The following is a 12,233-nucleotide window of genomic DNA, read 5'->3' as shown; positions in this document are numbered from 1 at the left end:
ATTTCTGATATGACTTTCCGTGTCAAGCGTCGATGTTCAGATTTTTATTTCACTCATATTCGAGTGGGCGCTGCAATTTCCTGAGGGCGGCGTAGCAGTAAAACTCGACGGTGAATCAGGCTGATATTCGCGGGTTGGTTACCGCATTACAGAGATCCGTTTCGTGAGTCTGCCGCTAGCTTTGTGCGCAAGTCGGAATGAACCGTTGCCAAGAAATGACGCGGATAACTCGAATACCGGGCTACGCCGCCTTCAGGAAACTACCGTTTCATTGCGAACTGCTTTTTTGCTGCCTTCACCTGCCTTACTCCGAGCGCGGGCTCGCCTGCGCCATGCCCAACCGGCCGATGTCCCAGATGAAGCCCGCCAGTTCGCGAGCCACCGCGACGATGGCCACATTGGTGCTTTTGCCGCGCGCCACCAGCTTTCGATAGCGCCGGCACAGGCGCACCTGCGCGTCCCACGCCCGATCGACGATAACCTTTGGCAAGCCCTCATGACGACGCTGGATCTCGGGGCTCACTTTGGCCGTATGCCGATAACTCCAGGCCGCCTCGATGAGCAGTTTGCGGGCAAAGGAATTGCCGGTCTTCGTGATACCGCCTTGGCGCCGTTTGCCTCCCGAGGAATACTCCGAGGGCGTCACGCCAAGCCAGGCCATCAACTGTCGGGGGTGCGCAAAGCGACTCAAATCGCCTAACTCCGAGAGCAAGCCCACGGCAGCGGTGAACTGGATACCGCGCATCGATTGCAGAGCAAGCACGGCGGGATAAAAGCCCCAGCGTGGCACGGCATCGCGCATGGCCGATTCCAGACGCTGGCATTGTGCAAACCGATCCTCGATGGCGCGGCGTAACTCGTTAAACGCGAAATCCTGCCACTCGTTGCCAAACGAGAATTTGCTTAACCAGTTGCGGTGCGCCGGTCCCCAATTGGCCACCCCCACGTAGCGCACGCCGTGCGAGAGCAAAAATGCCTTCAGTGTCTGGCGCGCGCGCTTAAGCTCGTCGCGCGATTTTGCCCAGGTTCGGGCGAGATCGCGAAACGCTTCGTCTTCGACGGTGGGGATGTTGACGGCGCTGAGATCGCCGGCGCGCAGCGAGCGCACGAGCTTGATGGCATCGCGCCGGTCGGTCTTCACGCGATCGCCGGGTTTGCGCGGTATCTGCGTGGGGGCGCACACCATGCACTGGATGCCTTTGTCGCTCAGGCGCCGCTGCAAGACGTAGCCAAAGGGGCCCGCCTCATACACGACACGCACGTGCTTGGCCTTGGACAACAGCCGCTTGCACAGACGATCAAGATCGGCCTGAGTGGTGCCGATCTTGCCCAGCACCTCCACCTCACCGCCGTCCAGCGCGTAAGCGACGGTGATGGAATCCTTATGAACATCCAGTCCGACGAACAATGTGCTAACGTTTTGCATGCTGGCCTCCGGGTTGTAAATGAACACTTCGAGTGAGCGGTTCGCCCTCACTTTTACGGCTCTGGCTTTATGCTAACCCGCGCGGTTCAACTCTTCCTGTGGGGCCAGCCCTTACTTCCACGGAAGTCATACTGACTTTCTCGAGCAATTGATTCGTGAGCGCCAGCGTTCCCGCGACCACATGTTTTCTGCCGATGAATTGCTCCAGCGTCATGCTGACCTTCCTGCGCTTGGTCCCCCCTTTGACAATGCCGACCAGCGACCTGTGAAACAGCGGTTGCTGATGGAGATTGTCCCCAAGCCTGCCTAAGTATCCGATTGCCAGATCGATCGCGCCATCTTGAAGCGCACTCGCCAATTCCAGCGACGGCAATTGAATCGGTCTCAACGAAGCCAGCGGCGCGCGCTCGCGCAGAGCCGCCAGAAGCCGTGGTAGCAGGACGATCACACCCATGTCGCTTAGACAGACGGAAAATGTCCGCGTGGTCGTTGTTGCGTCGAAAGACTTGGCACTCCATATCTCTTGCTGGATGACAGCCAATGCGTGCGCCACGCCTTCAATGAGGTGTTCACCGACCGGCGTGGGTGCCATGACGGACCCGGCCCGCACGAATAGGTCGTCCTGAAAGAGCACGCGCAATTTCCCCAACGCATGGCTGACCGCCGGTTGTGTCAAGCCCAGCCGATCCGCCGCTCGCGACACACTGCGCTCGTCTGCCAGCGCCTGCAGGACATAAAGAAAATTCAGGTCAGGCTGCTGCATCTATGCACCCAATTCATTATCGATATGAAATTCATTGTATAGATTTATACAACATTAACGTTTAACGTCGCATCCATTGCCGGAAATAAAAGAACAGGAGACGTAATTGGTGGACTGCGACGTAGTAATCGTGGGCGGTGGCCCTGTCGGATTGTTTCTCGCGGCTGAACTGGGTCAGCGAGGACTGAGCGTCGAAGTATTCGACGCCAAGCCCGGCACCAGCACGCATCCCGCGGCGAATGCCAACAGCGCGCGCACGATGGAGCATTTTCGCCGAATCGGCATTGCTTCCGCGATCCGCGCGATGGGCTTGCCGCCCGACTATGCGCAGGATGTTGCTTACTTCACATCGATCGTGGGTCACGAGCTCGCACGGCTTCATCAACCGGCATCGCAGGATGCAGTGGAATGGGCCAAAGCGCGCTCGTTCACGTGGGCGACGCCTGAGCCGCCGCATCGCTGTTCGCAGTTATACGTAGAGCCCGTTTTGCTTCAGGCCGCGCGGCGTAATGCGAGTTGCCGCGTGCATTTCGGTGCGCGTGTCGTGGATATTTCGCAGAACGATGACGAGGTCATGGCGACCGTAGAGCTGGACGCAACGCCTGCGCGTGCCGCTGAAACGCGCTCGATCAAGGCGCGCTATTTGATTGGTTGCGATGGTCCGCGCAGTTTTGTACGGAAGTCGCTCGGTGTGCGTTATGACGGCGTGGCCGGTGAGAAGCGTGAATTCATGGGCGGTCAGATGAATGCGGTCTTCTTCTATGCACCGGATATCTATCGGGTCAGCCCGCACGCGCCTGCATGGCAGTACTGGACCTTCAGTGCGAACCAACGGGCGTTACTCATTGCGGTAGACGGCAAGGGCCATTTCATCATGAACGTGCAAATGCGCGATGACGAAGTGCCCGATGAGGACAGCGTCAGGCGACGCATCCGCGAGGCTATCGGTGCCGATATTTCGTTCGAGATCAAGAGCAGTTCGACGTGGACAGCGGGTTTCACCTTGGTCGCCGAGCGCTTTTCCGTCGGACGTGTGTTCCTCGCCGGCGATGCCGCGCACCTGTTCACGCCCACGGGCGGTCTCGGTTACAACACCGGCATTGACGATGCGGCAAACCTCGCGTGGAAACTCGAGGCGATGGTCAAGGGATGGTCGGGTCCCGCGTTGGGTGCCAGTTATGAAGCTGAACGCCGGCCGGCCGCGCTAAGAAATACGGCGTTCGCAAGAGGTTTCGCCGACAGCATCGGGCATCTGCAGATCCCGCATGAGGCCTATGTGCCCGGTGCCGCTGGCGATGCGGCGCGCGCGGCGGTCGGGGACTACCTGGCGTTTCACGCGACGACTGAGTTTGTTATCCCGGGCGTCCATCTTGGGACACGGTATGAATCGTCGCCTTTGATCCTGGCTGAAGCAGGGCTTGCAACACCAGATTCCGCGAACCTGTACGTGCCTTGTGCTAGAGCGGGTCATCGTGCGCCGCATGCATGGCTCGCGGACGGCAGCTCGCTATATGACCTCTTTGGACCGGGCTTCACATTGCTTTGCACGGCGGCGGCAGGCATGGATCACACAAGCATCGACGCTGTTCGACGCGCGACGGAGACGCTGCCCCAGTTCGCGATTGTCCATGTCAGTGAGCCCGCGGTCGCCGACCTCTATCAAGCAGCGTTTGTCTTGATACGGCCGGACCAGCATGTTGCGTGGCGCGGCAATGTGCTCGATAGCGAGTTCGAAGCTGCAGCACGCAGGACCGCGGGACATGCGTTCGAACGTATCGACTTACCGGCAACCACCGTGTGCTCCTAGGCGGCCCGACCTGCGCTCACCGCCACTAATTCGATGAGCCAGGCGGCGCGAGACTCTGACCACCCGAGTTTGCAGAACACATCGGAAAAAGTTTCGCACTAAAGCGAACGAATCCTTGGAGACAGGAAATGCACGCGCAAGCAGTCACGCCTCATAGCATCATGGACGGGACGAAGACATCGCCTCTCCAGATCCTCACGCTGGTCCTTTGTTTTCTCGTGGTGGCAGCCGATGGATTCGACGTTGCGTCGGTGGGTTATGTCGCTCCCTTGCTAAAGAGCGAATGGTCGTTGAACCCTGCGCAACTCGGGCCGATATTCGGTGCGGGACTACTGGGTCTCACGGTCGGCAGTTTCCTGTTCGGGCCGCTAGCAGATCGCATTGGCCGCAAGCGTGTCATCGCTATCTCGTTGGTGTTATTCGGTATTGGCAGTCTCGCTTGCGCTTATGCACCGTCTCCCATCTGGCTGATCGCGCTTCGCTTCGCAACGGGAGCAGGGTTAGGCGGCGCGATGCCCAACGCCATCACGTTGTCCTCGGAGTTCAGTCCGGCACGCAACCGCGCGTTGCTGGTCACGCTGATGTTTTGCGGCTTCACGCTCGGTCTCGCATTCGGAGGCGCAGTGGCGGCATTACTGATCCCGACGTTCGGCTGGAAGGGCGTGTTCGTTTTCGGCGGCATCTTCCCGCTTTGCCTGGTGCCGGTGATCTGGATCTGGCTGCCGGAATCCTTGCGGTTCATGGCCGGCAAACCTCGCTACGCACGAGAAGTCCGCCAAGTGCTAAAGCGGCTCACCGGTGACGCCGACACGCCGCTTGCACGCATCGCACCGGAAGACGCGGCCGGCGCTGCGCCCGCTTCGAAGTCGGCTGTCGGCATGCTCTTCAGTCAACGCTATCGAGCCGGCACGACGCTTCTCTGGCTGGCCTTCTTCTGCACCCTCTGGGTCTATTACCAGGTCAGTAGCTGGCTTCCCACGGTCATCACCGGAGCAGGTATCGACCCATCCCATGCGGCACGCGTTGGCGCCATGTTGCCTCTGGGTGGCACCATTGGATCGCTGGTCAATGCACGCCTCATGGACCGCATGAATCCATTCTTCGTGCTCGCAGGGTCCTATGCCGTCGCGGCTGTCTCGATCGCGCTCATAGGTTTCTCGATTCATGAACCCACGTGGGTGTACGTGACGGTTTTCATGGCCGGGTTGGGACTCTCCGGCGCGCAGACCGGCGCGAACGTCCTGGTCGCCGGTTTCTATACGACAGCCGCGCGCGCGACAGGCGTTAGCTGGGCGCTTGGCGTTGGCCGCATCGGCTCGATCATCGGTTCCATGACCGGAGGCATCCTGCTCGCCGCGTTTCATTCGACCGGCGCCGCGTTCGTCCTCTTCGCCGCGCCGGTTGTCATTGCAGGTATCGCCATGCTTGCCAACGGCTGGTTTTATCGCGGCAACGAGGCCACACAGACTTGATTCAACTGCGACCCGCGTCGCAAATACCTGGGAGAAGGACATGCGGTACGTAAGTTTTGAAAAGGGCGGCAAGACGCTGCTGGGTGTACGCGAGAACGGTGCTATCCGGACGCTCGGCGAGTACACGCTTGAGGCGTTGCTGGCAGAGGGCGTGGATCTGAGCACATGGGCGGAAAAGCAGTCAGGAGGTCAGATTGAAGCTGAGGATGGTTTGAAATTCCTGCCACCACTTCAGCGGCCGCCGAAGATTCTTTGCGTCGGTCTCAACTTCAAGGATCACTCGAAAGAAAGCAATTTTGAACAGCCCGATTATCCGACCATGTTCCTGCGCCTGCATACGAGCCTGGTCGCGCATAACGAACCGATCATACGGCCACGCATCTCTGACAGCCTCGATTATGAGGGCGAGATTGCCGTTGTGTTGCGTAAAGGCGGCCGGCATATCAGCAAGGAAGATGCGCTGTCGCATGTCGCGGGTTACGCGTTGTTTAACGATGGGTCCGTGCGCGAGTATCAGTTCAAGACACCCCAGTGGACCATGGGCAAGAACTTCGACGGTACCGGCGCATTTGGACCGGACTTGATTACCCCGGATGAATTACCCGCTGGCATCAAAGGGCTGCGCCTTGAAACCCGCTTGAACGGTGAAATCGTGCAGTCAGCAAGCACGGATGACATGGTGTTCGACGTAGAGACCTTGATCGTGTTGCTGAGCGAGGCGATCACCCTGGAAGCCGGCGATGTGATTGTCTCAGGCACGCCGTCCGGTGTCGGTTGGGCACGTAATCCGAAACTGCTGATGCGGCACGGCGATGTATGCGAGGTCTCGGTCGAAGGCATGGGGACCCTGCGCAACAGAGTCGCCGACGAAGCTGCATGAAACCGTACGCCATGCCGGAGGAGGAGAGATGTCTGAACATCGTGATCTGCAGCGTGTTGCCGTGCATTCGATCGATCACTTCGCGCTCAATGTGCCGTCATTGTCCGAGGCCGAACGGTTCTTCAGCGCGTTCGGTCTCGATGTAGCGCGGGTGGAAGAGGCCCTGGATATTCGAGCCGGCGACGGCCATCGCTGGGCTCGCATATTGCCATCGGATGGAAAGTCGTTGGCATACCTGAGCTTTAACTGCTTCGAAGGAGATTTGCCGAAGATCCGGCGCCAATTGATGGCGGCTGGCGCAACGGTCAAACTCAATTCTTTGGAAGCAACCAGCGAAACCGGGAGCATCTGGTTCAACGATCCAGACGGCAATCTGATTCAGGTGCGCGTCGGGCCCAAGACTACGCCTCATGAAAAGACATCGCTCGTGCATACGGAGGTAGCGTCGGATTCGCGCGGTTCGTGCATGCGTTCGGAACTCGGGAAGGTGAGGCCCCGGCACATGTCGCATGTGCTGTTGTTCACGCCAGATACACTGCGCGCGGTCGATTTTTATGAACACGGACTTGGGTTGCGATTGTCGGATAGATCAGCCGACATCATTGCCTTCACGCATGCGCCACACGGAAGCGACCACCATCTTCTTGCTTTCGTAAAGAGCACCGCTAAGGGTTGGCACCACGTTGCCTGGGATGTCGCGAGCATTGACGAAGTAGGCACCGGCGCGACGCAGATGGCTGCTGCTGGGTACAGGGAGGGATGGGGTACGGGGCGTCACGTGCTTGGATCGAACTACTTCCATTACGTCCGTGATCCGTGGGGATCGTTCTCGGAATATTCCGCCGACATGGACTTCGTGTCGGCCGGCACCCAATGGCCCGCAGGCGACTTTCTACCGGAGGACTCGCTTTATCAATGGGGACCGGACGTCCCCGATTACTTTATCCGCAATACCGAAACGTGACGGTGATTAACGTTACCTGAGAGCAGTTCAGAGACTATAAAACTAAATAACAGGTTTGGAGACATGAACTACAAAACGATTACGGCAGCAACCGTGCTGGCCGTCAGCGGTTCCGTCCATGCGCAGAGCAGTGTCACGCTCTACGGGATTCTTGACACCGGCATCGAGCTTGTCACGCATGCCAGCGCGGCAGGCGACAAAGTGATCCGCATGCCCGGTATCACCGGCTCTGTGCCGTCACGGTGGGGCTTGCGCGGTACCGAGGACCTGGGTGGCGGCCTCGCTGCGATCTTCACGCTGGAGAATGGCTTCAATACCCGTGCCGGCGATGTGAACCAGGGCGGCCGGTTGTTCGGGCGGCAGGCCTGGGTCGGATTGTCGAGTCGTTATGGAGCACTGACCCTGGGTCGCCAGTACACGATGTCCTACTGGGCGCTGCTCGATTCCGACACGCTGGGTCCGGATATCTACGGCGGGATCGGGTCGATCGATTCGTATATTCCCAATGCCCGTGGTGACAACACGGTCGCGTACAAAGGCACCTTCAGCGGCGTCACAGTTGGGGCTACTTACTCTTTCGGACGCGATGCAAGCGCTACCGGCAATTCTCCGGGCCAGGGAACGTGCGCAGGCTCGATTGCCGGCAACGCGCAAGCGTGCCGACAGTGGTCAGTGCTGCTGCGCTACGACGCTGCATCCTTTGGTGTGGCAAGCGCCTACGACGAACAGCGAGGCGGCCCGGGCGCCGCTGCCAATCTGTTCAACGGTCTTGCTCCGCTCGCGTTGACGAGCAGCGGCGACAAGGACGTCCGCATGCAGCTCAACGGATATTTCAAGTTGGGACAATTGAAGGTTGGCGGCGGTTGGTTGGGGCGTCATGTCGAGACCGATTTGCCTGCGACGCCCGACGTACGGACCAACCTCTTTTATCTCACCGGCACCTACTACGTCACACCTTCCGTCGTTCTCGATGGCGGCGTCTATCGGACCGTGGACAAACAGCAGGATACGCGCGGCACGTTGACTGCCTTGCGTGGAAGTTATCTGTTATCGAAGCAGACCAGTGTCTATTTGCAGAGCGGCTATCTCTTCAACAGCGCCAAGGCCCATTACACGCTCAGCCAGGGCGGCGCAGGTGCGACCCCCGCTGCGGGTATAGGACAACTCGGTGTAATGGCCGGCATCAAGCACGCATTCTGAGCAGGCCACACTGGCGCAATGGATAAGAAACAAAAAACAGGGAGACGAAAATATGTTTTGGATGACCGGCCGCGACTGCCGGCCAGGCGGCGCAGTCGGCTCAAAGTCTGATTGGCGATCAGGTCATTCAATATCAGACCTGCGGTTGGGTCACACAACAGAAGCAAACCGGGTATTCGCCAGTTTACGTGTATCACTTTGAGCAAATCTCAGCATACAACCGGGTCGCGACGCATGCGACCGACGTGCCTTACGTATTCGGCAATCTGCCGGCGAAGGGAGCCGTAGTGGCTTCACCCCAGGACCTCACGGTGTCCGACACCATGCAGTCGTACTGGACCAATTTCGCACGCTCGGCCAACCCCAATGGAGCCGGCTTGCCGCAGTGGCCGCAGTACGCGGGCGCGGGCAGTCAAACCATGCGGATCGGCAACGTGATTCAATCCGGCCCGGAAGAGGGCACCGAGCGATTCCAGTTTCTGGACCGGTTTCGAATCAACGGGTTGATATCGGTGAGCCAACAGAACTGAAAGGTTGGTGGCAGTGAGCAATCGATGGAATAAACCTCGAACGTGAGGCGTTGTGAAAGTGCAGACAGAACAGACCGATGAAACGGTAATGGCTGCACTCACTCCACACTTACGGGTTTCTTCATGCTCAACTCGCTTATTTCTCGTCGTCGCCTGATTGCAAGCGGAACGTTGGCGTCGGCTAGCGTCGCGCTTTCCAAGTTCGCATTCGGCGCTTCCCCGCAAGATCCGTCGACCCAATCTCCTGCCGATGTAAAAGCGACGCTCAGCGTTGTGCCCGCTTACATCGGATCATCGCCGCAGACGTTGCCGCCGCTGCCCTACGTGGAAAATGCGCTTGAGCCGGTGATCTCCGCGCGCACCATTGGGTTTCATTACGGCAAGCACCATCGCGCGTATTTCGATAACCTGCACAAGCTGTTGGCTGGTACGCCGCTGGAGCGGGCATCGCTTGAGCAGGTGATCATGCAAACGCACGATCAACCCGCTCTCGCCGATGTCTTCAACAATGCCGCGCAAGCGTGGAATCACAATTTCTACTGGAATTCGCTGAGCCCCGCCGCCACGCAACCGAGTGAGAAACTTCAGGCAGCGATTGTGCGGAAGTTCGGTTCAACCGACGCGTTGACGAAGGCTTTGGTGAAGACGTCGGCATCGCAATTCGGCAGCGGTTGGGGCTGGCTGGTGCTTGACCAAGGCGAGCTTGCGGTCGTCAAGACGAGCAACGCTGAGACGCCGTTTACGCGGGGCCTGGCGCCGTTGTTGACGGTGGACGTATGGGAGCATGCGTATTACCTGGACTATCAGAACCGTCGTCCCGACTATCTCGTTGCGACCGTGTCGCAGCATTTGAACTGGGCGTTTGCGTCGGCTAATCTGGATCGGGTCTGAGGAAGACCGGGCGATAGGCTCGCAGCGTGGCTACGGGTGCACAATTTCTTGTCACCCATTTCATTCAGCAGGAGTTTCATGTTCACCTATTTCGACCGCGCTGGCCGCTTGGCGGCTGTGATGGCCATCTGCGTTGCAAGCACTGCGGCGTTCGCTGCGTCCTCTATCGATCCTCCTCAGGCGGAACGCGTTGCGACGACGACCGCTTCCGGCGTGCAGGTGTATTCGTGTGAATACAACGCGCAACACCAGCTGGGTTGGGTGTTCAAGAATCCGCAAGCAACGCTCTACGATACAAGCGGCCAGGCCGTGATCCGGCACTCGGCGGGACCGTCGTGGGAAGCGGACGATGGCAGCCGGATCGTGGGCCACGTGCTCGCGCAAACGCCTAGCGAAACCGCTGCCAGCGTGCCGCAGTTATTACTCGAAACACGCAGTACCGCGGCGAGCGGCATGCTGTCTCCCGTTCGTTATGTTCAGCGCGTGAATACCGTGGGCGGCGTGATGCCGGCCTTGCCGTGTTCGACCGAACATGAGCTTGGCGACTCGCCGTACATCGCTAATTACATTTTCTACAAGTAGCCTGGGCGGGCGGTCATGGTGACCGCTTCCTGTGCGCCGCCTTTTCAAAGGACCATCATGCACGACTCCAGATTGCTGCCTCGCTTTCGTGCGTTTCGCGTGGGTTTGCTGACTGCGTTCGCTTTATCGATATCTGCCTGCACGGCGCTGAGCGTGGTGACGCATTCAGTGTCGCCAGATGAAGCGAGCGTTCCTGCGGGGCGTTATCAACTTGACCCGCATCATTGGAACGTGAGTTTCGATGTTGATCACTTCAAGTATTCGCGCTTTGTCATGCGCTTTGACAAGACGACTGCGCAGTTGAACTGGGATGCGGCCGGCATGGAGAAGAGCACGGTGACGGCGGATATCGATGCAACGAGTCTCGACACCAACGTTCCTATTCTTGACAAGATGGTGAAGGGCACCGATATGCTCGACGTCGAGCGTTTTCCGACGATTCACTTCGCGAGTACGGCGTTCAAGCGTACGGCGGACGACAAGGGCGAGCTGACTGGTGACCTGACCATTCATGGGACGACGCGGCCGGTTACGTTGATGGTTACGTTCAAGGGGCATGCGCCGAATCCGCTGACCAAACAACAGACGCTGGGTTTTTCCGCTGATGGGCATTTCAGCCGCGCGCAGTTTGGACTGTCGACGTGGTATCCGGCCGTGGGTGACGACGTGCATGTGGCGATTCAGGCGGAATTTGTGACGGGGTGATTTTGCTCGCGCCGGTGGACGGAGTTTGGGGGTGGGGGGTGCGGAGTTGGGGGTTAGCGATCAGGGTTGGTGCTGGGTTGTTAGGTTCTAGGGTTAGCGGTCCGAGTCATGGCCGGGTTGGTGCTTTCCAGGTCTTCGCGCATTTGGTGTTAGTTGTTCTCTTTATCACTATTAGCCACTGCGCGTGGCGGCGCGTCATTTCTTTGTCCAAAGCGACAAAGAAACGAAGCAAAGAAAACGCTTTCACCGCTCTACCCTAAGTGTCCACAGCGTGCAGTTCCATTTCATGGGTGCCCCAAAAGCACGGTGCTCGCCAGAGCCACGGATGTGTGAACCCCTCTTTCTCCGAACACGGATACCCCACGCTTCGCCACCAGTGAGTGAACCTGCCCAAGCAATACGCCGCGCTATCCGCGGAAAACCCTCCACCGAATTTGTACGCATGACGAATCAATTCGCCAACCCACCTCGAAACTAGTCCACCAAAACGCGTGAGGCTGTACCCACGAATTCCATGCAACCGACCAACCAACTCACCAAAAATTGAAGCAGTAAATATGCATCGGGCTGTGATACGCGAAGCTGGTCGCGTTGGCCTTTCAATACAAACCACTCAACACAAACTACGCAACGAATCTACTAAGAAACGAAGCCTTAAAATCGCGTGAAGCCGTGCGGGTCCGTGGAGCACTGGTGCTAGCCCGAGAGCGTACGGGGCGAAGCGTTTTACTGTCAGGATTCGCGAGAAGGAGGGGTTCAAACATCCGTGGCTCTGGCGAGCACCGTGCTTTTGGGGTACCCATGAATCAAAACTGCACGCTGTGGACACTTAATTTTTAGAGAGGTGAAAGCGTTTTCTTTGCTTCGTTTCTTTGTCGCTTTGGACGTAACTAGTCAGCACTTGTAAACTGCTGCGAAGCTCGGCATGATTCGGAGATGACATTTGTGCCCAACCTTAAAAATCTAACGGACGAGCAGAAAGACGCGCTCATCATTGATTTGGTGAGGCGTCT

10 protein-coding genes and 1 pseudogene are annotated in these 12,233 nt (G+C 58.4%); 9 read left to right on the top strand and 2 right to left on the bottom strand.

Features of this window, described 5'->3' with window-relative positions; translation table 11 throughout:
• Positions 1-304 precede the first annotated feature (304 nt).
• The gene (locus ACMX25_RS40225; RefSeq protein ID WP_414949685.1) at positions 305-1,426 is read right to left on the bottom strand and encodes an IS110 family RNA-guided transposase; all 1,122 of its coding nucleotides are present in this window, start codon (positions 1,424-1,426) and stop codon (positions 305-307) included.
• Positions 1,427-1,493: 67 nt separating this feature from the next.
• A complete protein-coding gene (locus ACMX25_RS40220; protein WP_414955373.1) occupies positions 1,494-2,189 on the bottom strand; it encodes a LysR family transcriptional regulator in 696 nt (231 codons plus the stop codon).
• A gap of 109 nt (positions 2,190-2,298) precedes the next feature.
• Between ACMX25_RS40220 and ACMX25_RS40215 the strand changes: the two genes are divergently transcribed.
• From ACMX25_RS40215 to ACMX25_RS40175, 9 genes and pseudogenes are all read left to right on the top strand, one after another.
• Entirely contained in the window at positions 2,299-3,996 is a 1,698-nt protein-coding gene (locus tag ACMX25_RS40215; protein ID WP_414955372.1) for an FAD-dependent monooxygenase, read from the top strand.
• Positions 3,997-4,124: 128 nt separating this feature from the next.
• Positions 4,125-5,468 (top strand): MFS transporter, encoded by a 1,344-nt coding sequence (locus tag ACMX25_RS40210; RefSeq protein WP_414955371.1) that lies wholly within the window; start codon positions 4,125-4,127, stop codon positions 5,466-5,468.
• 40 nt (positions 5,469-5,508) lie between these two features.
• The gene (locus ACMX25_RS40205; protein WP_414955370.1) at positions 5,509-6,348 is read left to right on the top strand and encodes a fumarylacetoacetate hydrolase family protein; all 840 of its coding nucleotides are present in this window, start codon (positions 5,509-5,511) and stop codon (positions 6,346-6,348) included.
• Between the two features lie 28 nt (positions 6,349-6,376).
• Positions 6,377-7,312, top strand: a complete 936-nt coding sequence (locus tag ACMX25_RS40200; RefSeq protein WP_414955369.1) for a VOC family protein — start codon at positions 6,377-6,379, stop codon at positions 7,310-7,312.
• 63 nt (positions 7,313-7,375) lie between these two features.
• Positions 7,376-8,512, top strand: a complete 1,137-nt coding sequence (locus ACMX25_RS40195; protein WP_414955368.1) for a porin — start codon at positions 7,376-7,378, stop codon at positions 8,510-8,512.
• Positions 8,513-8,607: 95 nt separating this feature from the next.
• Positions 8,608-9,042: pseudogene (locus tag ACMX25_RS40190) on the top strand (carboxylesterase family protein); the annotation flags it as partial.
• Between the two features lie 285 nt (positions 9,043-9,327).
• Positions 9,328-9,933: a superoxide dismutase gene (locus tag ACMX25_RS40185; protein WP_414955374.1), complete on the top strand. Its 606-nt coding sequence runs from the start codon at positions 9,328-9,330 to the stop codon at positions 9,931-9,933.
• Between the two features lie 78 nt (positions 9,934-10,011).
• Positions 10,012-10,515 carry a DUF3455 domain-containing protein gene (locus ACMX25_RS40180; RefSeq protein WP_414955367.1) on the top strand — a complete coding sequence of 168 codons (504 nt, stop codon included), beginning with the start codon at positions 10,012-10,014 and terminating at the stop codon, positions 10,513-10,515.
• Positions 10,516-10,572: 57 nt separating this feature from the next.
• Positions 10,573-11,220, top strand: a complete 648-nt coding sequence (locus ACMX25_RS40175; RefSeq protein WP_414955366.1) for a YceI family protein — start codon at positions 10,573-10,575, stop codon at positions 11,218-11,220.
• The last annotated feature ends 1,013 nt before the right edge of the window (positions 11,221-12,233 follow it).

The organism is Caballeronia eucalypticola, assembly GCF_047608185.1.
Classification (GTDB): Bacteria; Pseudomonadota; Gammaproteobacteria; order Burkholderiales; family Burkholderiaceae; genus Caballeronia.
This window is presented reverse-complemented; position numbering and strand designations above follow the sequence as displayed.

Bases quoted from the DNA above. Each gene is read 5' to 3' on its own strand.
- ACMX25_RS40225 (WP_414949685.1), bottom strand. From the start codon at position 1,426: ATGCAAAACGTTAGCACATTGTTCGTCGGACTGGATGTTCATAAGGAT.
- ACMX25_RS40220 (WP_414955373.1), bottom strand. From the start codon at position 2,189: ATGCAGCAGCCTGACCTGAATTTTCTTTATGTCCTGCAGGCGCTGGCA.
- ACMX25_RS40210 (WP_414955371.1), top strand. From the start codon at position 4,125: ATGCACGCGCAAGCAGTCACGCCTCATAGCATCATGGACGGGACGAAG.
- ACMX25_RS40205 (WP_414955370.1), top strand. From the start codon at position 5,509: ATGCGGTACGTAAGTTTTGAAAAGGGCGGCAAGACGCTGCTGGGTGTA.
- ACMX25_RS40200 (WP_414955369.1), top strand. From the start codon at position 6,377: ATGTCTGAACATCGTGATCTGCAGCGTGTTGCCGTGCATTCGATCGAT.
- ACMX25_RS40195 (WP_414955368.1), top strand. From the start codon at position 7,376: ATGAACTACAAAACGATTACGGCAGCAACCGTGCTGGCCGTCAGCGGT.
- ACMX25_RS40180 (WP_414955367.1), top strand. From the start codon at position 10,012: ATGTTCACCTATTTCGACCGCGCTGGCCGCTTGGCGGCTGTGATGGCC.
- ACMX25_RS40175 (WP_414955366.1), top strand. From the start codon at position 10,573: ATGCACGACTCCAGATTGCTGCCTCGCTTTCGTGCGTTTCGCGTGGGT.